Source organism: Vibrio sp., assembly GCF_050299255.1.
In the GTDB taxonomy this organism is placed as follows: Bacteria; Pseudomonadota; Gammaproteobacteria; order Enterobacterales; family Vibrionaceae; genus Vibrio.
Map to the genome: position 1 here is coordinate 1 of NZ_JBNKVP010000042.1, position 23158 is coordinate 23158.

At 49.5% G+C, this 23158-nt stretch carries 25 protein-coding genes; 14 read left to right on the forward strand and 11 right to left on the reverse strand.

Annotated features, from left to right (window positions below):
* The 5 genes from rbsK to rbsD form a co-directional block, all read right to left on the reverse strand.
* Positions 1–734: ribokinase (rbsK, locus tag ACQY6F_RS12020; RefSeq protein WP_428774652.1), on the reverse strand; the 734-nt coding region annotated here is incomplete at its 3' end.
* A gap of 131 nt (positions 735–865) precedes the next feature.
* Positions 866–1744: a ribose ABC transporter substrate-binding protein RbsB gene (gene rbsB, locus ACQY6F_RS12025; protein ID WP_428774653.1), complete on the reverse strand. Its 879-nt coding sequence runs from the start codon at positions 1742–1744 to the stop codon at positions 866–868.
* Positions 1745–1806: 62 nt separating this feature from the next.
* Positions 1807–2790, reverse strand: a complete 984-nt coding sequence (gene rbsC, locus ACQY6F_RS12030) for a ribose ABC transporter permease (RefSeq protein ID WP_428774655.1) — start codon at positions 2788–2790, stop codon at positions 1807–1809.
* Positions 2787–4292 (reverse strand): ribose ABC transporter ATP-binding protein RbsA, encoded by a 1506-nt coding sequence (gene rbsA, locus ACQY6F_RS12035; RefSeq protein WP_428774657.1) that lies wholly within the window; start codon positions 4290–4292, stop codon positions 2787–2789. The genes rbsC and rbsA overlap by 4 nt, the downstream gene beginning before the upstream one ends.
* A gap of 30 nt (positions 4293–4322) precedes the next feature.
* Positions 4323–4742: a D-ribose pyranase gene (gene rbsD, locus ACQY6F_RS12040; RefSeq protein ID WP_428774658.1), complete on the reverse strand. Its 420-nt coding sequence runs from the start codon at positions 4740–4742 to the stop codon at positions 4323–4325.
* 299 nt (positions 4743–5041) lie between these two features.
* Between rbsD and ACQY6F_RS12045 the strand changes: the two genes are divergently transcribed.
* Together ACQY6F_RS12045 and ACQY6F_RS12050 are read left to right on the forward strand one after the other, a co-directional pair.
* The gene (locus ACQY6F_RS12045) at positions 5042–5197 is read left to right on the forward strand and encodes a DUF3012 domain-containing protein (protein ID WP_428774659.1); all 156 of its coding nucleotides are present in this window, start codon (positions 5042–5044) and stop codon (positions 5195–5197) included.
* Positions 5198–5572: 375 nt separating this feature from the next.
* Positions 5573–6121, forward strand: a complete 549-nt coding sequence (locus ACQY6F_RS12050; RefSeq protein WP_428774660.1) for a hypothetical protein — start codon at positions 5573–5575, stop codon at positions 6119–6121.
* 61 nt (positions 6122–6182) lie between these two features.
* Here ACQY6F_RS12050 and ACQY6F_RS12055 read toward each other — a convergent pair whose 3' ends face one another.
* The gene (locus ACQY6F_RS12055; protein ID WP_428774662.1) at positions 6183–7082 is read right to left on the reverse strand and encodes a DMT family transporter; all 900 of its coding nucleotides are present in this window, start codon (positions 7080–7082) and stop codon (positions 6183–6185) included.
* Between the two features lie 97 nt (positions 7083–7179).
* Here ACQY6F_RS12055 and ACQY6F_RS12060 point away from each other — a divergent pair, with 97 nt between their 5' ends.
* From ACQY6F_RS12060 to ACQY6F_RS12070, 3 genes are all read left to right on the forward strand, one after another.
* Positions 7180–8634, forward strand: coding sequence for a PLP-dependent aminotransferase family protein (locus tag ACQY6F_RS12060; RefSeq protein ID WP_428774663.1), 1455 nt, complete (start codon positions 7180–7182; stop codon positions 8632–8634).
* A gap of 64 nt (positions 8635–8698) precedes the next feature.
* The gene (locus ACQY6F_RS12065) at positions 8699–9235 is read left to right on the forward strand and encodes a DUF924 family protein (protein ID WP_428774665.1); all 537 of its coding nucleotides are present in this window, start codon (positions 8699–8701) and stop codon (positions 9233–9235) included.
* A gap of 79 nt (positions 9236–9314) precedes the next feature.
* Complete coding sequence (locus tag ACQY6F_RS12070) at positions 9315–9737, forward strand: VOC family protein (protein WP_428774666.1); 423 nt, start codon at positions 9315–9317, stop codon at positions 9735–9737.
* A gap of 55 nt (positions 9738–9792) precedes the next feature.
* Here the strand turns inward: ACQY6F_RS12070 and ACQY6F_RS12075 are convergent, their stop codons facing one another.
* A complete protein-coding gene (locus ACQY6F_RS12075; protein WP_428774667.1) occupies positions 9793–10995 on the reverse strand; it encodes a hypothetical protein in 1203 nt (400 codons plus the stop codon).
* Positions 10996–11388: 393 nt separating this feature from the next.
* Between ACQY6F_RS12075 and ACQY6F_RS12080 the strand changes: the two genes are divergently transcribed.
* Genes ACQY6F_RS12080 through ACQY6F_RS12090 form a run of 3 tightly spaced genes read left to right on the forward strand, consistent with a single transcriptional unit; the run spans position 11389 to position 12495 of the window.
* Positions 11389–11898 carry an O-acetyl-ADP-ribose deacetylase gene (locus ACQY6F_RS12080; RefSeq protein ID WP_428774669.1) on the forward strand — a complete coding sequence of 170 codons (510 nt, stop codon included), beginning with the start codon at positions 11389–11391 and terminating at the stop codon, positions 11896–11898.
* 22 nt (positions 11899–11920) lie between these two features.
* Positions 11921–12244: a cupin domain-containing protein gene (locus ACQY6F_RS12085; protein ID WP_428774671.1), complete on the forward strand. Its 324-nt coding sequence runs from the start codon at positions 11921–11923 to the stop codon at positions 12242–12244.
* Positions 12241–12495 carry a Rho-binding antiterminator gene (locus tag ACQY6F_RS12090; RefSeq protein ID WP_428774672.1) on the forward strand — a complete coding sequence of 85 codons (255 nt, stop codon included), beginning with the start codon at positions 12241–12243 and terminating at the stop codon, positions 12493–12495. The genes ACQY6F_RS12085 and ACQY6F_RS12090 overlap by 4 nt, the downstream gene beginning before the upstream one ends.
* 81 nt (positions 12496–12576) lie before the next feature.
* Here the strand turns inward: ACQY6F_RS12090 and ACQY6F_RS12095 are convergent, their stop codons facing one another.
* The gene (locus ACQY6F_RS12095) at positions 12577–13155 is read right to left on the reverse strand and encodes a hypothetical protein (protein WP_428774674.1); all 579 of its coding nucleotides are present in this window, start codon (positions 13153–13155) and stop codon (positions 12577–12579) included.
* A 230-nt stretch (positions 13156–13385) separates the two neighbouring features.
* Here ACQY6F_RS12095 and ACQY6F_RS12100 point away from each other — a divergent pair, with 230 nt between their 5' ends.
* Positions 13386–14918: a DUF3612 domain-containing protein gene (locus tag ACQY6F_RS12100; protein WP_428774675.1), complete on the forward strand. Its 1533-nt coding sequence runs from the start codon at positions 13386–13388 to the stop codon at positions 14916–14918.
* Positions 14919–15269: 351 nt separating this feature from the next.
* Here ACQY6F_RS12100 and ACQY6F_RS12105 read toward each other — a convergent pair whose 3' ends face one another.
* Positions 15270–15704 carry a DUF962 domain-containing protein gene (locus tag ACQY6F_RS12105; RefSeq protein ID WP_428774676.1) on the reverse strand — a complete coding sequence of 145 codons (435 nt, stop codon included), beginning with the start codon at positions 15702–15704 and terminating at the stop codon, positions 15270–15272.
* 64 nt (positions 15705–15768) lie between these two features.
* Positions 15769–17133 carry a diguanylate cyclase gene (locus ACQY6F_RS12110; protein WP_428774678.1) on the reverse strand — a complete coding sequence of 455 codons (1365 nt, stop codon included), beginning with the start codon at positions 17131–17133 and terminating at the stop codon, positions 15769–15771.
* A 244-nt stretch (positions 17134–17377) separates the two neighbouring features.
* On the opposite strand from ACQY6F_RS12110, the gene ACQY6F_RS12115 reads away from it, so the two are divergent.
* From ACQY6F_RS12115 to ACQY6F_RS12125, 3 genes are all read left to right on the forward strand, one after another.
* A complete protein-coding gene (locus tag ACQY6F_RS12115; RefSeq protein ID WP_428774680.1) occupies positions 17378–17974 on the forward strand; it encodes an alpha-ketoglutarate-dependent dioxygenase AlkB family protein in 597 nt (198 codons plus the stop codon).
* Positions 17975–18045: 71 nt separating this feature from the next.
* Complete coding sequence (locus ACQY6F_RS12120; RefSeq protein WP_428774681.1) at positions 18046–19140, forward strand: DUF3541 domain-containing protein; 1095 nt, start codon at positions 18046–18048, stop codon at positions 19138–19140.
* A gap of 511 nt (positions 19141–19651) precedes the next feature.
* On the forward strand, positions 19652–20500 hold the full coding sequence (locus ACQY6F_RS12125) for a pirin family protein (RefSeq protein ID WP_428774682.1): 849 nt from the start codon (positions 19652–19654) through the stop codon (positions 20498–20500).
* Between the two features lie 134 nt (positions 20501–20634).
* On the opposite strand, the gene ACQY6F_RS12130 is transcribed toward ACQY6F_RS12125, so the two are convergent.
* Entirely contained in the window at positions 20635–20922 is a 288-nt protein-coding gene (locus ACQY6F_RS12130; protein ID WP_428774684.1) for a pyrimidine/purine nucleoside phosphorylase, read from the reverse strand.
* Between the two features lie 484 nt (positions 20923–21406).
* On the opposite strand from ACQY6F_RS12130, the gene ACQY6F_RS12135 reads away from it, so the two are divergent.
* Entirely contained in the window at positions 21407–21847 is a 441-nt protein-coding gene (locus tag ACQY6F_RS12135; RefSeq protein WP_428774686.1) for a DUF2850 domain-containing protein, read from the forward strand.
* Positions 21848–22040: 193 nt separating this feature from the next.
* A complete protein-coding gene (locus ACQY6F_RS12140; protein ID WP_428774688.1) occupies positions 22041–23144 on the forward strand; it encodes a mechanosensitive ion channel family protein in 1104 nt (367 codons plus the stop codon).
* Positions 23145–23158 lie beyond the last annotated feature (14 nt).

The window sequence follows — 23158 nt, forward strand, 5'->3', positions numbered from 1 at the left end:
GTCGCTTCTACTTTAAAACCTTTGATCACCTCACCGCGGCCATTCTGGCTCAGCCAGACCCCTTTGGCACCCAAGGTAATCAATACAATTTCAATCCCTTTGGCATGCAGCAGGTTCGCGGCGTGTTGCGCACTGGCATAATCGCTTACCGTCACCCCGGTTAGTACTTCTGCTTCGGTTTCATTCGGGGTAATTACGTCTACACAACGCAGCAGGCTGTCCGGCAACGCTCTGGCAGGAGCCGGGTTAAGTATCACGTTCGTTTTATTCTGTTTGGCCACCTGGGCTGCCAGCTCAACGCCTTCCAGCGGGGTTTCCAGCTGGGTTAACAGGTACTTAGCCTGAGCAATGCGGTCCAAATCACCACTGAGGGACTCGGCGGTCAGTTTGTCGTTGGCCTCGGCAGAAATACAGATGCTGTTCTCGCCACTGTCGGCCACCTGAATCATGGCGATTCCGGTCGGACAATTGGGCTGCATTTTTACGCCGCGGATGTCGATACCATCCAGTTTAAAACTTTCGCGGATGTTGATACCAAATGCATCGTCACCAACACAGGCGATAAATCCAACATCAGCTTTAAGACGGGCTGCCGCCACGGCCTGGTTAGCACCTTTACCGCCCGGAATAACTTGGTAGTTACGACCATGGAGCGTCTCACCGGGACGCGGAAATGAAGGCACCTGCAGCACATGGTCAGCGTTAACACTACCCAACACTACTAACTTATTCATACGGTTATCCTCGGCTCACTGAGAGCCTGTAAAATGACTATCGGGGAAAACAGATGGCTTTGAACCCAGCAGAGGGCTCAGCGCAAAGCCATCGGTTTTCGCTCTCCCACATGGGGAGAGCGAGTTCGAAATTATTTAGTCACCACTTTAAGCGGTACTGGAATGTACTCTTCTACGGTTTCGCCTTTAAGCACTTTGTCCGCAGTTTCAATACCCAGGGCACCGATCAGATCCGGCTGCTGAGCCACAGTCGCCGCCAGCTTGCCGCGTTGTACTGCAGCAACGCCGTCATCTGTGCCGTCAAAACCGACGATAACGACATCTTTACCCGCCGCCTGAACTGCGCGAAGTGCACCCAGTGCCATCTCATCGTTCTGAGCAAATACCGCTTCGACATCTGGGTTTGCAGCCAGCAGGTTTTCCATAACGTTCAGACCTTTGGTACGGTCGAAGTCAGCAGGCTGGCTTGCCAGAAGCTGCATGTCGCTGCCCTTAACCGCGTTCATGAAACCTTCACCACGTTCACGAGCTGCAGAGGTACCTGCGATGCCTTCCAGTTGAATCACTTTGGCTTTCTCGCCCACTTTTTCCATAATGTAGTGACCGGCCATTTCACCGCCTACCACGTTGTCAGATGCAATGTGGCTGACAACGTCACCACGGCTTGCGCCACGGTCCAGAGTCAGTACCGGGATATTGGAACGGTTGGCCATACGGATCGCATTTGATACCGCATCAGAATCGGTCGGGTTGATCAGAATTGCTTTCACACCACGAACCGTCAGGTCTTCCACATTCGACAGCTCTTTGCTCGGGTCATTCTGTGAGTCCAGTACGATCAGCTCATAACCCAGCTCTTTCGCTTTTGCTTCTGCACCATCTTTCATGGTGACAAAAAACGGGTTGTTCAGAGTAGACAGTACAATTGCCATTGTGTCCTGGGCTTGAGCCGCCACTGAGACAGTAGAAGACAGCAGTGCTGCAGAGATAAGAGTTGCGATTTTTTTCATTGTCATCGTCCTTTGTGTAGGGGGTGGCCAGAATACTTTCTGGCCGGATTTAAACTCAGGGTTTATTTATTTTTGTTGTCTACCAGCACAGCCAGCAGAATGACCGAACCTTTGGCAATCATCTGGAAATAAGATGATACATCCAGCAGGTTCAATGCGTTATTAAGGAAACCGATAATCAGTGCGCCAATCAGCGTTCCCATAATTCGACCTTTCCCGCCCATCAGACTGGTACCGCCCAGTACGACTGCCGCGATGGCATCCAGCTCATACCCCATACCTGCCGTAGGTTGAGCTGAAGATAAGCGTGAGGTGATAATGATCCCGGCCAGTGCTGCCAACAGACCACAGATGGCGTAAACACCGATTTTGACTCTGTCGACATTAATGCCTGACAGGCGAGTCGCCGATTCATTGCCGCCCAGTGCGTAGACATAGCGACCAAAGCGGGTGTGATTGAGCAGGTACCAAGCCGCAGCGAACACAACAACCATCAGCCAGACAGGTACCGGGATACCCAGCATGTAACCCGTACCAAACCAGGCAAACGCGTCTGCCGTGTCAGTAAAACCGGTCGAGATAGGACGCCCGTCGGTGTATACCATGGTCGCGCCGCGCAGAATGGTCATGGTCACCAGCGTGGCGATAAACGCCTGCACTTTACCTTTGGCGATGACCATGCCACTGATGGCGCCCAGCGCCGCACCGGCAAGCAAAGCGGTCGGAACGGCTATCAGTACCGGCACTTCCAGCCCGATCATGCTGGCGGCAAACGCACCACACAGTGCCAGTACCGAGCCGACACTCAGGTCGATACCTGCCGTCAAAATGACCAGTGTCATACCCACGGCGATAATGGCGTTAACCGAGGTTTGGCGCAGAATATTTAACAGGTTATCTACGGTGAAAAAGTTACTGTTCAGAAACGACACCACCACGATAAGAAACAGCAATGCAATCAAAGATTTCTGCTCTATCAACCACTCTTTGCTAAACAGTTTGCCGCCGCCGGCTACAGTTGGTTTACTCATGGTTTTGCTACTCATGCTGCTTCCTCGTTAATCTGTTTGCCTACCGCACATGCAAGCAGTGTTTCCTGATCGGCCTGGCTTGCATCGAACTCGCCGGTAATGCGCCCTTCATGCATCACCACAATTCGATCGCTCATCCCCAGGACTTCTGGCATTTCAGAAGAAACCAGAATGATGCTCATGCCGTCAGCTTTAAATTTATTGATCAGTTGATAGATTTCTTTTTTGGCACCCACGTCGACACCTCGGGTTGGTTCGTCCAGAATCAACACCTTAGGTTTGGTCATTAAACCCTTGGCAATGGCAACTTTCTGCTGGTTACCACCGGACAAATTGCCAATGATCTGTTCGCGGGTTGGCGTTTTGATATTGAACAGTTTGATAAAGTCATCAACGGCGATCACTTCGTCGCCATGCTGGATCTGGACACCTTTGGTCAGTTTGTCCAGCGCGCAGAGCGACATGTTCTCTTTAACCGACAGGCCCAGCACCAGGCCGTCCCCTTTGCGGTCTTCAGAGATATAGGCAATGCCGTTTGCCAGAGCATCTTGCGGGCTCACCGGGTTAACGGTTTTACCGTTTAGGTTGATGACTCCGTGTTCACTTGGTAGAGCGCCGTAAATCACTTTCATCAGTTCAGTACGACCGGCGCCCATCAGACCTGACACTCCCAGGATTTCACCACGGTGCAGTTTTAAGCTGACGTCGTGCACGCCAGAACCGGTCAGACCGATCACTTCCAGGCAGGTTTCGCCCGACGTTACATCAACACGCGGATACTGGTCTTCCAGCTTGCGGCCAACCATCATCTCAATCAGCCCGTCTTCGTCGGTATCGCTGACCTTGCATTCACCGATAAACTTGCCATCCCGCAGCACGGTAATGTCGTCGCAAATCTCAAAGATCTCTTTTAGTCGGTGCGAGATATACACAATGCCGCAGCCTTGATCGCGCAGTTCGTTAATCACCTTGAACAGAGATTCAGTTTCGGTATCGGTCAGCGCATCAGTCGGCTCATCCATAATGATGACTTTGGACTCGAACGAGAGTGCTTTGGCGATTTCGACCATCTGCTGCTCACCCAGGCTCAAGTCACCTAACGGCGTTTTTGAACTGTGTTTCACATTCAGTCGTGCCAGGAGTTTGTCGGCTTCCTGATACATGGTTTGCCACTGGATTCGGCCCATGGCGCTGGTAAACTCGCGGCCAAGGAATATATTTTCTGCGATGGTCAATTCCGGAATCAGGTTCAGTTCCTGGTGAATAATACTGATGCCTGCATGCTGGGAATCACGCGGACCTTTGAACGCTGCCGCTTCACCTTGGTAGGAGATGCTGCCAGAATCCATAGTGTAGATACCGGTCAGTACTTTCATCAGGGTTGATTTACCCGCGCCATTTTCACCCATCAATGCCATCACTCGGCCGGGATAGACATTGAGGCTTGCCTTGTCCAGGGCTTTCACACCCGGAAAAGCTTTTTCAATCGCGCTTAACTGTAATATGGCTTGAGTCATTAGCTGTCCTCAACTCATTAATATTCGGCTTTAAAAAACCACACCCGCCTGGAAAATCACATTGGCATACGGAGTGCACTCGCCGGTACGAACCACTGCCAGGCTGTTGTTGGTTTTTTGCTTGAATTGCTCGTGACTGATGTACTGAATGTTGATCGGCTTACCAGTGCGGGCCTGCTCGGTTTCCAATTCGCTCAGTAGTGCCTGGTGTAGCTCAGGGCTTACCTCAGCAAATTCTTCAGCCATGACGACACCTTCAATCTGCGACTCGGTCAGCATTACCTTCACAGTGTCGATGAAACTTGGTACACCGTGAGTGAGCGCTAAGTCGATACGCTGCGCAGATTGAGGAATCGGCAACCCGGCATCACATATCGTAATCTCGTCGGTATGACCCAACTTAGCGACCAGATGCGAAAGCTCAGAATTGATTAGGGTACTTTTTTTCATGGCTAAACCTATTTGTTTGCATTTTCATCGAATCGAACACCATCGAAACGTTTCGATGAGATAATAGCGCCCATCATAAATTATTCATCCTCTGATTAAGAAATGTGTGAAATCGATCATCGAAACGTTTCGATGAACAACGGAAACAGTAATCGGAATCACGAAAACGACGTGCAACGCCGCCCAATAGGTAACAAATGACTAAACACTGACAGTTAAGTTTTTCATTGATAGAGAAAATAGGTAATAATTGCCCGGCGAAACATAGCGCACATACGCCGTACGTAAAGGAACAAAAAATGAAAAAACTAACTTTGCTATTTTTGATGATCTCTGCACTGGCTGCCTGTACTGAAGTGGGCAGCGAAGAATGGTGCCAGGACATGAAAGACAAGCCTAAAGGTGACTGGACGGCGAATGAAGCCAGTGACTTTACCAAGCACTGCATTTTCTAATTCTAGCCCGATCGATCTGGCCTGGTTCATAAGAGTTACACCGGCGGCCGCTGTTTTATCCGGGCCGCCTTTTTCGTCTGGTGGTTTAACGTCTGCTTAAGTTGTCCGATAATAAACCGATTAGCGGGCGCTACTCTGCTCGATATATAGCGACATATCACAAAGACTATGTTGCTATCTGACTGTTATTGATAGAAATAAAAATCACTGGCTTAGCCAAACGTAATTCAATACAATGTCGCTCATATTTGCTATTGTATTATCTGGTGTCGCCACAATGCGGCACGTTTAATTACACCTTCATTTTGCTTGCTTATTTTCACTTTTAACCGGTGAAATAAGAACAAATAACACAACAAACTTGTATACGCGTCTATGGAACAGGATAAGTTTACCCATATATACCGTCTGCCGACTTCAATCCAGATAAGAATCGGCACATGGCAGCATACCTTGCGAGGCACATCCGATATAGTGCTGCACGATGCTTTGCAGATCCGAAACCAGCAATATAAAAAGCCACAGGTGAATATTACCGGTTGGAATGTTAAGCCATTTGATAAAACGGATATTCGTATTACCAACCATGGTAAATATATTCAGACAGCGATGCGCACGATGATCGGTCGTAAGGTGTCATATAAGCGGCTCTACCTGTCCAGATTTGAACCCGGACAAGCGGAAGAGTTGTTGCGGCAATTTAAATTGGAATGGCTGCATAAACATAACCGAGTTGCCAGAAAATATAATCAAATCAAACGGAAACAGCTGCTTCGTTTCGCCTATGAAGAAGTCGAAACCCTGTATCCATCGATTCCTAAAGGTGAGTTTGATCTGGCACTGTGGAACCGGCTTGTGGTGTCCGAGTTAGGGCCAGAAAAAAAACAATCTAACCCTTACTACGTGAAGAAAAGCCCGCTGTAAGACACAACACCCGCAGGAAAACCGCGGGCGTTGTGTTGCCACATAAGCTGGCCAACTGCCACTAGCCGCAGGCTGTCAGCGAACGACGCTTGAACGTCAGTTTTGGCGCTTTAAATACCAGATAGACAGCCGCTACCGCCAGAGCAAAACCTATCAACCCATACAGATCGAGCGATTCGCCAAATGCCAGCCAGGCTTGGATTGCAGTGGTCGGTGGAACCAGATAGAACACCGATGCCACCTTAGTTGAAGCGCCATGCTCAACCATATAAAGCAGCAGCAAAATTGCCACACAGGAGAGCACAACCACCAGCCATCCCAGGGTCAGAATAAACTGCCAGTTCCATTCCACCTGCATGGTTTCAAACTGATACGCCAAAGGCAGGAAAAACAGGGTTGCAGCCAGATACTGAACCATAGTGCCTCCTACCAGATCGACACCGGGACAGTACTTCTTCTGATACATAGTACCTAGCGTGATCCCAAGCAACGACACCACGCAGAGGCCAACCGCCTGCCATTTGTGGGTATCGGATTGCCACTCCATATTACCCATCAGTACCAGGGAAATGCCAACAAATCCCAGCCCCAGGCCGAGCCACTGTGCCGGTTTAAAGCTTTCATTGGCAAACAGCACCATCAACAACACAGTCACAATTGGCTGAGTGCCCACCAACAGTGAGCTTAGACCGGCTGGCATACCCAGCGAAATGGCGCTGTAAGTCCCGCCCTGATACAACCCATGGATCAGCAACCCGACCACCATACTGTGCCAGAATGCCTTGCCTGTCGGCATCCGGCGACGCAGCAGCGCAACCAGGACCAGAAACAATACCACGTTAGACACCATTCGCAGGGTCAGCAGGGTTGCTGGTTCTGCGTATTGGAGACCAAATCGGGCTCCTACAAACCCAGAAGCCCACAACACGACAAAGATAAAGGGAATTAAACGAATCAACATGTCGAACGACTACCAATTAATAACAATACATTTACTTTAGTTGGGTACAGATGATAGAAAAAGATACAGAATGAATTGTTTATTTGGGTACAGATGAATGACGCAGCACAAATACGATCGGGTTAGGCAGCATATTCGCCATACCATCCACCAGGGCCATTATCAGGCTGACGACAAACTGCCGTCGATCCGTCACTTGAGCGAACAGCTGGAGGTCAGTCGCAATACGGTGATCCGAGCCTATCAGGAGCTCGAAGCGGCCGGGATGGTCTACGCTGTGGCGAAGTCCGGTTACCGGGTGAAAGCTTCGCCAGAACAAATTGGCGACACTCGTCCTCCGAGCGAGGTCGATTTACTGTCAGTTTCCAAAGAATTTCTCACTTATGACGAAGGGAGCGCTTTGCTGCCAATGGGTTCGGCTCACCCTTATACCGATACTACCGGGATACGGAGTCTTTATGCCACAGTAGCCCGCCATAGCCGCAAACAGAGCCACATACCGTGTCACTATCAGCTGCCGCCCGGCAATGAGCAGTTACTGAAACAGATCACCAAAATCAGCCACGACCGGGGGGTAATGGCCAGCCGCGAAAGCATTGCCATTACCCATGGGGCGCAGCAGGCGATTAGTTTGGCGTTGCAGGCTGTTACCCACCCGGGCGATATTGTTGCTGTCGAGTCGCCCTGCTACTTCGGTAATTTATTGCTGCTTGAATCACTGGGCCTGCAGGTGATTGAGATTCCGAGTTGCAACCGCACCGGCGTAGAACCCGATGCGCTGAAACAAGCACTGGCGCAATGGCAGATTAAAGCCATTATACTGACACCTAACTTTGCCAACCCTACCGGCGCGACACTGCCACTGGACAAGCGGCAGGCGTTACTGGAAATCAGCCGCGATATTCCGATCATTGAGGATGATGTTTTCGGTGCACTGCATTTCGACCAACCCATAGACAGCCTCTACAGCCTGGATCCGTCCGGACGGGTCATTTATGTCAACTCCCTGTCCAAAACATTGGATTCGAGGCTGCGCATTGGTTGGATCGCCTCAACCCGCTATCAGCCACAAATCGAAAAGCGGTTGATCAGCGACAATATGGGCAGTTTGAATCTCATTCAGTCCGGACTGGCTGATTTCCTGTCTACCGGAAAGTACCGCCTGCACCTGAATAAAATGTGCCGTTTGTATCAGTCCAACCTTAAACAGTTCAGTCAACTTCTGCTGCACGCGCTCAATCAATACCCGGAGTTGTCTGGCCGCTACCACCTGACTCAGCCCGATGGCGCATTTATCAACTGGCTCACCCTACCCGACGACTTTGACAGCTATGCGTTTTATCAGACGGCGAAACAGCAGAGAATTTCGGTTTTGCCCGGTACCGTATTTGGCACCGCAGACCAGTATCGCCACTGCCTGCGTTTGTGTTTTGCCCACTTTCAGAACAATCGCCAGTGGCATCAGGGCATTGCACAATTTGCGGCGATGATAGCCCGACAGGTAAATCCCCGCGCCAAAACAGCGATACCCCTGGCCATTGAGAATCAATAGGTTGGAAAAATGACTCGCCAGCGCCTACCTTTGATTTAGTCTGTTTCAGAATGAGAGTTCACCGATGCAACAGGAAGTGCTGACCTTTTGGTTTTCTGAATTAACCCCCAAGCAGTGGTTCGAAGTTGACGAAGCACTGGATGAGCATATCCGCAGCCGATTTGCAGCAATACACGCGCAAGCAGCCCAAGCGGAGTTGTTTAGCTGGCGCACCACAGCATTAGGTCGCCTGGCAGAGATTATCGTACTGGATCAATTTTCTCGTAACTTATACCGCAATCAGCCGGGCGCATTTCAGCAGGATGCACTGGCATTGGCGCTGGCTCAGGAAGCGGTCGCTGTTGGCGCCGATAGCCAATTGAGCGATGACCAGCGAGCTTTTATGTATATGCCCTACATGCACAGTGAATCTCAGATGATCCACCAACAGGCGCTGCAACTGTTCAATCGTCCCGGCCTGGAAAACAACTATCAGTTCGAACTGCGCCACAAAGCCATCATCGACCGTTTTGGCCGCTATCCACACCGAAATGCCATTCTCGGCCGCCCCAGCAGCGATGAAGAGCTCGCATTTCTCGAACAACCGGACTCTGCCTTCTAAGCTAAATAGTGAGAGTGTACTCGTCAGTCGTTAACGACATCACCACCTTTTAGCAACCATCAGTCATCAAGGACAATCTATGATAGCCATCGAAGGAATAGACCATATCGTACTGCGAACCAGTAAGCTTGAAGCGATGTGCCACTTCTACTGTGACGTACTGGGCTGCCAGATAGAGAGGGAACTGGAGCCAGAGATGGGGTTAACCCAGCTACGAGCAGGCAGTGCGTTGATCGATCTGGTTTCCATGGACGGCAAGCTGGGCAAATTGGGCGGAGAGCCCCCCCGCCAGGAGGGACGTAACCTGGATCATTTCTGTCTGCAATACGTGGGGTTAGAAGAAACTGAACTGCTTCAGCACCTTAATAAACACGGCATAGCAAGCAGTGAATATGCTACCCGCTATGGTGCCCAAGGTTTTGGCCGCTCCATCTATATTCAGGATCCGGAAGGTAATGTGGTGGAGCTAAAACCGTTTCAACCGCTGTTTAAGTCACATTAATTGATAACCTGGATACTGCGTTCGCGCGCTGAATGCCAGTTCAACCTCGGGAGTTTTAAATCCGCGACTCACCACTGGTTTCAATTAAATCGACCAGAATGCGCTCAACATTGCTGCCGCCAATACCAATGCGCGCGCTGGGAGATACAGTAGCCAATGTTTGTACCGAGCGCTGATAGTTTCCCGCGACAAAGTCACTGAGCGATGACACCAGTGCCAGGGAAACGTCGCGATTGGCCCCGCTGGCTTTTTCAGCAATAACGTCTTCACATCGTTTAAGCCCTTCCATATCTCCCGCTGTCGCGTACAAACCGGCCACATGCAGTGCGATGAAAGGATGCCCCATCATTCCCCAGACACGGGCGATTTGCTTCTCTTCATCCTCAGCCAGTTCACGAGTTTGGCCTGATTGCAGATAATCCCTTAGCAGAAAGCCCGCACAATCAGCAAGCGTAAGAATTGGACCACATGTGGTCGTGTTGGGGGCACAAAATGTCAGGTAGCGCCGCCAGGCGGCTTCGCGTTCGCCTACCTGAAATTCTGCCAAAGCCAGGTGCCATTGAACGTGACCATACAATTGACCTTCACGCGCGCTGGACTCGTGTACCTTGAGCCATTGATTCAGAACCTCAGTAGACTCTTCCGCTGCACCATCGTCATGGAGCATGTGGGCCAAGCCATGAATCGAGTAAAGTGACCGAGGCCTGATTGTTAGTGCGCGCTCAAGTAGGGTGCGCGCTCGCGTGCGTTGCCCCGCCTCACTGGCAGCAAAGCCCAGCCTGGCGAGAAATGCCCAGTCATCACCTAATGCATGTTCGACAGATTCGAGTAGATTAAGAACGGATTGCAATTTATCCGGGCCATCATAAAAAAACATATACCCCGCCAGTTGAGAAACGACCAACAGATCGGCAGGCGATGTGTTAATGTAAGCCAAAGCCTTCTCGCGCGTTACTCCGGGTTGGTCAATCAAACCGATCAGCATCTCGACATGTTCACGTTCCCAATCGGAGCTCTTTGACAGGGATTGTTCGGCTCGCTGCCGGTAAACCTGAGCATTTTCATCGCCAACATCCTTTGCCACGCAATAGCGTGCGGCTGCCGCTAAAGCAAAATCGTTATCTAATTCAAGCGCTCTATCCAGTGCCCGGGCCGCGCCAGATTCCGAGCCGAGAATCATATCGACGCCTTGCTGGTACAGTTTGCAAGCTTCGGCGGACTCGCTTGAGAGTGTTTTACCAGTGCGCTGTTCTAACATGGGCAGTCCTTACATTGTTAACAATGAGGCTGATGGGTATCTGACATATGACTTAGCGGTTCTGCTCTGGGGCCAGAGTAGCGATGTCGCCACGAAGCACTTCACTAAAAAACCAAGCCACTTCAAAATAACTAGAAGTATAGATTATGAGTCGGCATTCCCGCCCGGTACGGCTGACTGGTAGCACCGCATATTGGCGTAAACGACAGTCCTCTCCCCTCTCACTTTTCGCCAGGCGATCCCCATTGCTAAATTCAAAGTTCCAGCAGCCGCTACAATTAATGTTGGAACTACGTACGTATCATCGCAATAGTTTATGTAGATACGATTCAGCCCGACCTTTGGCCGTAGAGGTCGACGCACTGCCACTGCAAGAAACGAGGTTAACTAAACATGAGCATACATCTGCATCAGGGAGACATCACCACCGCAACCGTGGATGCAATTGTCAACGCCGCCAATCCGACCTTGCTCGGTGGCGGCGGAGTGGACGGCGCCATCCACAGGGTGGCCGGTTCCGAGCTGTTAAGAGCATGCCAGGCGCTACCGGATGTTCGCGGTGTACGCTGCCCGGTCGGCGAAGCAAGAATTACCGGAGCCGGACGACTTTCCGCCCGCTTTGTGATTCATACTGTCGGGCCGATTTATCATGCCACCGCCAACCCGGACATTCTGTTGGCATCGGCTTATCGTGAAAGCCTGAAGCTGGCCCAAATGAATCAATGCCGCTCACTGGCTTTGCCTGCTGTCTCTTGTGGGGTATACGGTTACCCGGCCGATGAAGCGGCCAGGGTGGCACTGAATGTCTGCCGACGAGACGAATACGCCGAATTGGATCTGCACTTTTATCTCTTTGATGCCGATATGTTATTTACCTGGCAGCACGCTTTACACGCGCAGTGACCATTCTGTTGAGGATTGTACTATGAATCTATTGACCGATATTCCCGCCATCTTCAGCGATGAACTGACCGATACCCTGTTGGTTGGCCGTAAAATTCGCATTGAACGTATCGTTTCCCGCGGTCACGCCAGCCCGAAACAGTTTTGGTATGACCAGGACGAAAATGAATGGCTGATCCTGCTACAAGGCAGTGGTACCATCCGTTACCCGAACGGCAGCTGCATTACCCTGACAGCGGGCGAGTATCTGCATATTCCCGCTCACCATCTCCACCAAGTCAGTTGGACTGACCCACAAGTGGATACTATCTGGCTGGCGGTCTTCTATTCTCCGGAGGTCGAATGATCAGTTGTCAGCAACATGACTACCTGGAAATTGCCTGCCTGTACCAGATTGCAGTCAAACTTACGCTGGCAGACGGAACTGTCGTCACCGGAACTGCGCTGGATACTCGCTATGATGACCATAAGCGCGAATGCATTCTCATCGCGACAGAGCTTGGCCAGCAGTTAATCAGCACCGAATCGTTAAATAGTATGCAAGCGATGAAACCCAATCCTCATTTCGATACCGTGAGCTTTACCCAGTACTGTTAACCGGGCACTCTGCCAATAAAAAAATCCCCCGCGAAGCCGGTGGGCAACCTCGCGAGGGAATCGTTTGGTAATAAGATGAATTTACAGGCTGAAGCAGTATTGCAGCAGGTAATCATCACCATTTTTAGCAGTGTACTCTTTGTCTTCACTGCACGCTTTTGGCTTGCCTTTTTCATCGCCTTTCACCAGGCTAATCCAGTGGCGCATCGCTGCTAATGAATCGGCGGTGTCATCCATTTGGCTCAGTACCGTGCAGGTTTCCAATTGAATATCATCGATTTCAATCAGTTCAACACAACCTGTGCCTTTATGACGACCGAAAATCAGTTCAACATGACTGCCGTTACCATCGCGGAACAAAATTGATGCTGGCTGCTCTTTCTCACCTGTGAAGGCAACAAAGTGTTTTGGATGTTTCAGACCGCTGTGACTGCCATCTTTGAAGTAAGCCATTACGTGACGGTAGTCGATTACGTAGGCCGTTACGTCCTGGTGAGAGCCCTGCTCCAGTGGGAACAGGCGATCCAGCAGTTGTTTAGATTTACACTGTTTTTCATTCTGCTCCGAAGCGCTGATAGTCTCGACGGCAAAGACGGCTTCAGCGATAAATGGTTTATGTTGTTTTTGGATTTCAGTTTTATCGAACGTCAGCATATTCATAGTCTTTCCCTCATACTCAGTCAGCGTAATGCAGTCACTAATTCATCATATCCATCCAGTATTTGTCTTCGCAGTCACTGCAGTTTTTGCGGTTGCGGCGCTGCGTTAGGGCAAATGCTCCAAACTTGCGTTTATTTATTGTGCAAATTTGTGACTTTGCTTACTTGGTAGACTAGCGTAATTTTTACTACAATTTCACAACAAAAATTTTACAGTGTGAATTTTACAAAATGTCATTGTCAAAAAGCCTTGTTCGCCAATCACATTTCCTCGGAACTAAGATTAGAAACCTGAGGAAGCGTAACCATCTGACCATGGAGGATTTGTCTGCCCGCTGCATACGGGTCAATCCCGAATACGCCCCCTCCGTTTCCTATCTATCAATGATTGAACGCGGTAAGCGGGTGCCCAGTGTGGACATGCTGGAAGTGATCGCAGAAGTTTTCCAGAAAGACCCGGCCTGGTTTCTGGATGATGAGCCGGAGCAATCGGCGATAACCCCCGACAAGGGTAACCGGGGCGGGATCAGCGGTATGGCGCTTGAGCCGAGCTTTTTGTTCTCCAATGATATTTTGCAAATCGCCATTCCAGAAATGCTGTCGCAAACCGGAATCACCGGGCGCCAGTTTGCCCATCTGTTGATTCGGGCTCATCAGGAAAATAATCAGAACCATTTCCCAGACTTAGAGCGCGCTGCGGAAGAAATTGGCCTGAAACGGTTAAACCTGGCGGTGGAAGATATTATCGACATCGCCAAAAGTATGGGACTGACCATTCGCTGGGTCAGCCGCACGCCGCAGGATGTAGAGGACGAGTTAGGCGTCAGTGCCAAACAGCTGGTCACCTCCTTTTTTGAGCCGCCCGGGACAATCTACCTGAACGAAATTTTACGCAAATACCCGACCCGCCTGAAATACGACCTGGCGGTTTACATCGGTCACTGCGTGCTGCACAGCCGGGAGGGGCTAAAAAACGTCCTGTCGGTCGGACACACCAATAGTTGGGAGGATGCCGATCCCGCGACCCAGAGTTCAGAACTGAATTCTCAAGACATCCTGATGGCCTGGCGCGATTTTGAATCGAGCTTTTTTGCCGGGGCCTTGTTGTGTCCTAAAGTGCCGTTTCGCCAATTATTAGACCGTAACGGTTATGAAATCGGTGTGCATGAGAAAGCGGGAGTATCGCCTTCCGTGGCGATGAGACGCATGACCGTGGTTTCACCTTATCCTCACTGGCACTACTTTGACGCCTATGGGCAGAACAAGCTCAAAGCCGTCTATCGCGGCAACGGTATCCCACTCCCTTGGGGTAACATGCGTAAAGTAAATGACCCTTGCCAACACTGGGCGGTATTCAGACGCTTGTCTGAACCTCAGGAAGGCAGTTCCGCGCAAATTTCGATCCTGAATGTCGGTGACGAGCCACGGATCTACTGCTGCGAGTCGGTCAATATGACCGATCCGGCAGGCAACAATCGGGTGCTGTGTGCGGGTATTGACCTCAACCCTGCAATCAATGCCCAGGGTGGCGATGCCACCGACATTGCCGAGCAGCTCAAGGCGTTGTGTGTCGCAAACGGCGGCAGCAGCACCATTCCCAACCACATCAGAAGAGAGTTCACTACTATAGCTAAAATTCTAAACATCAAATGGATAGAGAGGGGTATTGCAACCGACGCACGACTGATCTGCTCACGTGGTGCTGTTTGTCCGCGTAAACCAAGCTGCTACAACAAATGTGAGCAAACCATTCAGCTGGACTGATCTGAGCGCAAAAAAAAAGCCAATCACAAGGTGTGTGATTGGCTGCATATATTTGTGAACAAGTGTTAAGTTCACTAACAACGTCAGTTGGCTAGGTGACCCTCGGCTTAATAAGGGTCAACTAATATAAAGCAGAAAGCGTGCCAACTTTTTTGCGTTCAAATATGGGTCTTTACGCTTATTTTTCGTTCAGTTTCAGGAAAACTTAGTGCATAGCAGCTTTGCATTTTGCAACTATGGTGCATTTTGCAATTACCTAACTGCAAATAACGAATTATTGACATATCAGTCAGCATATAGGTCTGGCGACAACCAGAGCAAACTGTTAAGTCCGACGGTTAAGTTTCCGGTTTAGTGCTGCCGGAAAACCCAGACCGGCCCGATCAGTAAAAACTGCAAATCAGCAAAGAACGATGGCTTTTTCCCTTCAATCTTGTGGCCTATAAATTGGCATATCCACAACGACACAAACATCAGGATTGAAATCGTCAGTACAGGCAGGGCCAGCATTTCCGCCGACCAAACCAGTGCAATACAGGATAAACTAAACCCCAACATCAGCATAAAGGTGCTAAGCGAAAGCCGATAGTAGAATATCAGCGCTGGAATAATAGCAATCCACACCCAGTTTATGGTTTGGCCAAACAGGTTGATGGCCGGGATTGACCAGATAAGCCCGACTACAGACAGGAAAATACCTGGCACCGCCAGTTTATGGATTTTCCGATTGACCGGATTCTGATGACTTTCCCCATATGCTTTCATCCACTGTTCTAAAGTACGCATTGCTTCTCCTTGCTACGCGTTTACCAGATTGATCGCACCAGTTAACCTGCCTCACTCAGGCTGACTAAAGCGCGTGCTGACGACGTTTTTCCAGATACATCTCGCTATCCGCCAGCTTGAGCAGGTCGTCAACGGTATTAACATCCACGTCACAAATGGCATGGCCGATACTGACGCTGAGATCAATTAAGTGTTGCTCATAAATCACCGGGGTTCGACAAATGGATTTGTGAAGCTCGATGTTAATCACATGCACGTCATGCGCACTGGTCACCCTGGGCAATAACACCAAAAACTCATCGCCACCAATTCGTGCCACCAGGTCAGAACTCCGTAACGCCGATTTTATCCGTTCAGCACAAGCCAGCAGCACTTTATCGCCAGCGGCATGGCCGTAACTGTCATTAACCGCTTTAAACTTATCGACATCGATACTCATAACGGCAAACACGTCCCGACTGCTACCACGTTTGAAAGACTTAAATTGCTGCTCCAGCGTGAACATAAAGTAGCGCCGGTTTGGCAGACCGGTCAGGTCGTCATGCAGCGCCCTGCTCTCGGCACTCCGATACTGGTTATAGATAACCACAAACGCCACCGTGAGGATAATGAGTAGCGGATAACCAACAAGGCGCGTTAGCTGAACCTGATACCAGGGAGCCTGACGCAGCAGATCATTGCGGGTTGCGGCGGCGATACTCCAACTTCCGTATGGGAATCGAACCGATTCTGTGGCGATGGCCTGTTCGAAAACCGCGTTGGTGCCATAAAACACCTCGCCCTGACCGCCACTGCTGTCCCGGCCACGCATCGCGATTTGATACTTGTACTTGAAAGTTTCGATACCAGTGGCTGAGAGCAGCGAGTCCAAATCCAGCACAAAGCTGTAAACCCCCCAATAGTGGCGGTTGTATGGCGGGTCGCTAAACAGCGGAATTCGTATTACCAGGCCACGGCCACCCTGAATCAGGTTAACCGGGCCTGCGACAAATATTTCTCTGTTTTCTCTTGCCTTAACAACTGCCTGCCACTGTTCTGGATACTGTCGATAATCGCTGCCCAACAGCTGTTCGTTACCGTTCAACGGATAGACATAACGGACAACATCATTGGGTGCCAGAGCAATATTGCGGATATGCTTACTGCGTTCGAGCACGTTAGCGGCCACCTGATCCCATTGCTGCATTGATGTGTCCGGATCAAGCGGTAATACAGTGGCGATACTGTAGGCGACATAGATATCGGCCAGAATGGTAGACTCCAGGCTTGAGCGGACAATAGACAACTCCTCTCGGACTCTTTGTTCAAGATCTTCGCGGATGTACTGCTCTTGCTTGTGATGAACACTCTCGAGTAATCCCACTGAAAGCACTATAAATGAGATAAAAACCCAAGTGACAAACTTATGTTTGCCGGAGGTATAAGTCATTCAGAACCTCTGTAAAGCGGCCAATGACGCCGCCAATATTTAATGTTGTTATTATCGTCGCCTCACATTCAGGCTGGCACGTTAGTCCTTTAATATTCAATAACTAGCTGCATAGTACTCTTTACCAACAGGAGGCTATAACTCACTGTTATTTTCTTCGTGCTGTTGCGTGTTATCATGAAACAGCGTTGTAATAATATTGACGACCACTATTAATATTAATATGAATTATACTTACCGCTAAATGCAACTTTCATCACATAACAATCCACAAGCTTTTGCCGCAGGCGACATCGTCTACTGGCCCGATTTTATCTGTTGCCAGCAAGCACACACTCTGTTTGAACAACTGATGAATCAACTCGAGTGGCAGCAGCTAGCAATTGCCATGTTTGGTCGGAAAGTATTACAGCCTCGTCTTCAGGCTTGGTATGGTGAGCACAGCTATCGCTATTCCGGCTTAACACTTGAGCCTCGCCCATGGACTGAGCAACTGCTCAACATCAAGCAACAGTGTGAAACGATATCCGGGGCTCATTTCAACACCGTGCTGGCTAACCTGTATCGTGATGGAGCGGACTACATGGGCTGGCATCAAGACAATGAACCAGAACTGGGTCCTGGCCCTGTTATCGCCTCTGTCAGCCTTGGGGAAACGCGGCGTTTTCTGTTCCGCCACAAACGAAACAAACAAAAATTGGAATTCGAGCTACCTTCCGGCTCTTTGCTGCTGATGCGGGGAGATTGCCAAAATAGCTGGCAACACAGTCTGCCGAAAACCCGAAAACCAAAAAAAGCGCGGATCAATCTTACTTTCAGGCAGATTTTAACTCGCTCCTGACCTATTGTTCACATAAATGATTTAACGAACTGCTAAGGTGCAGCGGTCATGGAACCGCCTGCCGAATTATTATGGACTTACTACGAAAATCACTGCTCATACTGATACTGTTCATGCAAGCCATGGTTGCTACTGCCCAAACGGATGCAGTCAGCTACCAACAAGCCGCACAACAGATCAAACAAACTTATGAATCTCAGTTATTTATACTGCCAGCGTTCAAGTCTGGCCATTACGGATTGCGCATGTATCGTCAGACACTGGATGAGAAATATCACGCGGCCATCTGGAATGATATGGCACGCGTTGCCAGTAAACTGAACCGGTTTGCAGAAGAGATTTACACCGAAGAACAGATCAATGCCTACTCTAAGCGCCGTTTGAATAGTTATGCGGATGACACAGATGAGCGCAGCCGCCGACGCTACAACGTTACTCGCTACATGCCGGAGTATTTATATCTGGGGGTTGATCTTTTGGGTTCGATGGCACGAGCAAATGAGTACGGCTTAAAGCACCGTGACGATAAAAAGCTGCGTCAGGTAATACGCCGTTATGACTTTAGTACATACGCCACGAACGCCACTATGGTGGAAGCGTGGGCAGCCCAACTGGCTAACCAGGTCTATTGGTTAAGACAATTGGGTGAACAGGATGTGGTGGATCAATTTCTGAAAACTTTCCGCCTGGTCTACCCGGATGAGCAGGACAGCGAGCTATCGTCACAGCAGTACGGCAATAAAATTTATGGCATGACCCACATTATTTTCGCCCAATCCGAATACTACCAAACGCAGGTAGATGTTGAACAAAACCGTTGGATTTACGACTATTTCCGCCGCAATATCGACACCATCATAGAAAATTCGAAAGAAGATGTGATTGCCGAAGTTGGCATCAGTTTTCTGTTGGCGGGTCTGGACAATGACCCCGTTGTCGCCAAAACCCGCAAAGCGATTAGAGCGGCCATTGATAAAAAGCGTGGCATGATCCCATCGGTTTCCGGTGACTTCGATCTCACTTACGGCGAACACAGAAATGTACTGGCCATCATGTTGCTCGACTGGCAAGGCGTGCACCGCGCACCAGTATATAGCCAGGACAGACAGGCCTTTGTCGGCTTACCGTTCGGCCTTGTGCCGATTGACGACGATAGCAGCAAATAGCCTCCCAAGCCCGTTACGGTTAACACCGCACTCAAATTGGTGTTAACCGCTTAGCCACTCATATACATGGTCCAAAGCCCCACCAACCCCAGTACGATCATCCAAATGGCGTAGCGAACGTTACTTTTTTTGCCTGGTTTTGGCTTTATCACTGGCCGTATCGCAACATCTCGCGCGGCTCTGGCCGCCATCACTATACTCGGTTTATCCCCCGCCGCCGACGCTGTTCTTCTGCCTGATTCGCAACCTGAGTAAATCTATGCCGTTGCTCATTAGTGAAATCTTCCTTCGGATCATAGTGCGGGTAATGGTCGGGATGTTTCGGAACGACTGCCATCTTCATACCCCCTCATGTTACCGTTTGATATTGCTAGTATAGTCAATTAACCGACACCACCGACAAATGACCAGCGCTTCATTCGAATAAATTGAACAAGTTATTCAGCTTTACCACATCATATTGAGTCGTTTTGTTGCCTAAACTGGTAGATAAAGTCATAAGGGAAGATGTATGAAAAGCACACGAGCACTTGCTCAGCTAATTAAGGCCCATCCCACTTCAGACGGCGATGGCGTTAAAATTCAAAGAGTTGCTGGGTTTGATAACCAGCAGTTCTCTCCATTTCTGATGCTTGACGAGCTCAAGTCTGACGAGAGAGCGGATTACGTTGGCGGCTTTCCTCCCCACCCGCATCGTGGCATTGAAACTCTCACCTATATGCTGGATGGGCATTTTCAGCATAAGGATCACATGGGTCACGTAGGAGAGTTGCGTACCGGCGGTGCACAGTGGATGGCCGCAGGGCGAGGAATCATCCACAGTGAGATGCCCATCATGGAAGACGGTGCCCTGCACGGATTTCAGCTATGGATTAATCAGCCTGCCAGTCAGAAAATGTCTCCAGCCCAGTACCAGGACTTTCAGCCAGAAACCATCACAGAGTATCGCGAACAGGGCATCGGCCTGGTCAGGGTCATAGCCGGTGAGTTCACGCTAAATGATCATACCTTAAACGGTCCGGTCACCTGCAATGGGGCTGAGGCAACCGTAGCAGATTGGCACGCGGCTAATGGCGAAAAGTTATCGGTATCAACGCCATTTAGTCACAACGTACTGATATATGTTTACAAAGGTCAGCTTCAGTTAGGGGATCAAGCTCTTATCCGGGGTACCATGGCGCTGTTAACCGCCGGTGACACTTTTCAGTTGGATTCGACTGAAACCAGTGGTGCACTAATTTTAATAGGAGAGCCGATTAACGAACCTGTGGTTCATTACGGTCCTTTCGTGATGAATACTGTAGCGGAAATAGAACAGGCAATTCAGGACTATAACGCCGGCAAGTTTGCCAACTACTAGACATGTTGCGCTGAACAGATAACGAGTGGTGGTTTGAAGCGCATTGTAAAAATAACACAAAACCAATAAGAGAAAGCGACGGCCAGTTGCTTATTAAGCAGACAGCCACACCAACGGGTGTGGCTGCTTTTTTCTTAGTCGGCCAGATATTCACACAGGTAGGCTGTCGGTTCGGCAACCTGCAGGTCAAATGAAGAATCTGCATCGACATGGAACACTTCACCAGCCTGGTATGTTGTCCATTCTGCATCACCGCGGCGTTTGATGGTCAGGGCACCTTTGACTACCGTCATTCGTTCAGCGGCTGCAGTACCAAAAGTATACTCACCGGCTGCCATTACACCTACGCTGGATTCTCCATCCTGCTGCTGAAACGCAAGTGATTTAACCCGGCCTTCAAAATAGACGTTTTCTTTGATCATATCTCTTCCTTGTTAAGGTTCTTTAACCGCATTCGGCGGCAAACGACCCGTTTTAGCTTAAAAAAGTTGACTTAACAAGCCAGTTAACCCTGTAGACTAAACGCATGACAACGACAAATAACTGCAAGTCACGCCTAAGTCAGTATTACCGCTGACAGAATATCCCGTCTGCCTGCTTTTATTCAGCCGCAAGAAAAATATTCAGCATTTCATACCAATTCCAGTTTTGGCCGAATCTCTATCCGGCGGGGATCGGTATCTTACCTATAATTATTAAAGTTGATGCATATTTGGGCACAAAAATGACGTCTTACAGCGGGTGATAAGAACCAGATAATTGGGCATAAGATCAAACTTCTTAATCACGCAGTTGATTTAGCCATTTAGCTCAACCACTCTTTGCGGTTGTTTAGCAACGGAATTTTGCTGCCAAACAACAGCAATAAAGCATGCCCAGAATAGGATCAAACGGAAAACACAGGTTATGTTGAACAAACCAGCTTTGAAAATTATTATACCTACCTTGTTTTGCGTGTTGGCTGTTGGGTTTTCGGCTTTGCTGTATTTTAGCTACCATGACTACGTAAACCCCAAACATGTTTACGGTAACTGGGTAGAAATCGGCGCTCCCACTTATAACACTGAAGTCATCACGCTTGATAAAAGTGGCGTATTTCGCAACAGTCGCATGGTTGCGACCCAGTTCGGTTTTGATGGCAAAATGGTCACCATTGAAACCGGTCAAGGAAAATCGGTTTACAAAATGGCGGGCACGATAGATTCACCGCAATTGAAACGGATCGAGCCGTACACGCCAATGCAGCGGTTTATCAAGCAGGGTTACGAGCATACTGTCGACATGGATGGAGAAGGCATCGCAAAGACGCGTCGCGTCGCGCTATCGGATCACTTCAGTGAAGACTAACGTGACGCGCCCCTTCCAGCTTTACCCAGCCTCCAGTACACAACCACCAGGCTAGCGATCTCCATATAGGCTTTGTCTGCCTGTATGGAAGCTTTTCGCTGCGCGAGATCCCATCCTAACCCCAATATCCATTGAGCCCTGTTGCCACTAAGTTTTATACTGATGCGGCCTCAACAACTTCAACCACGACACTATGCAAGAGTTTTTTACCCAGTTATTTAATCAAGCTGCAGAGCTTATCCAGCAGTGGGATAAGAACATCCTATTTTTGACTGCCGCCAGCTTTGCTGGCTGGGTTATCTGGCGGGTCGTTTACAATCGACTGAATGCCTTTTTTGACAAAACGCCCTTTTATTGGGATGTCGCTATTCTGTATTCGCTTAAGACACCAATCAGTACCTTTATCTGGTGCTGGCCGGCGACTATCTCGCTAGGCTATGTGCTGCAGGATTACAGCGATGATTCAGATTACTGGTTAACTCCGCTTAAAAGTTTGCTGATTGTCATTATCCTGATTTGGGTAATGCTTCGGTTGATTAATCGTGTTGAAGAAAATGTACTGAAGAAAAATACCCGTGACGAAACGACCGTACATGCGGTGGCTAAAGTGACCCGGCTGTTTTTCATCATCATCGGCCTGCTCAGTGCGATGCAGGCACTGGGAATCAGCCTATCTGGTCTGCTGACGTTTGGTGGTGTCGGTGGTTTGATCGTCGGTCTGGCGGCTAAGGATCTGCTATCTAACTTCTTCGGCGGCATGATGATTTACTTTGATCGACCTTTTAAAGTGGGTGACTGGGTCAGATCCCCGGACCGGCAGATAGAAGGTACGGTAGAGCGCATCGGCTGGCGTATGACGGTTATCCGTACCTTTGACAAACGCCCCTTGTATGTTCCCAATTCCGTGTTCAGCAATATTATTGTTGAAAACCCCTCTCGCATGCTAAACCGTCGAATCTATGAAACCATAGGCGTGCGTTACGACGACAGTGAGCAGGTCACCGTACTGGTCGATGAAATCAAAACGATGCTAAAAAATCATCCGGACATTGATACCACTCAAACCCTGATCGTTAACTTTAACGCCTTTGGCGCGTCTTCGCTGGATTTGATGGTGTATACCTTTACCAAAACCGTCAACTGGGTGCGCTATCACGAAGTGAAACAGGATGTGTTAATTGAAATCATGGCGATTATCCATCAACACGGCGCGGATATAGCCTTCCCGACCCGAACACTGAAAATCGACCCGGTTCATGCAGGAGAACTCGTCCCCGTCAGCCAATCCGCCAGTTGAGCATAGCTGTCCAC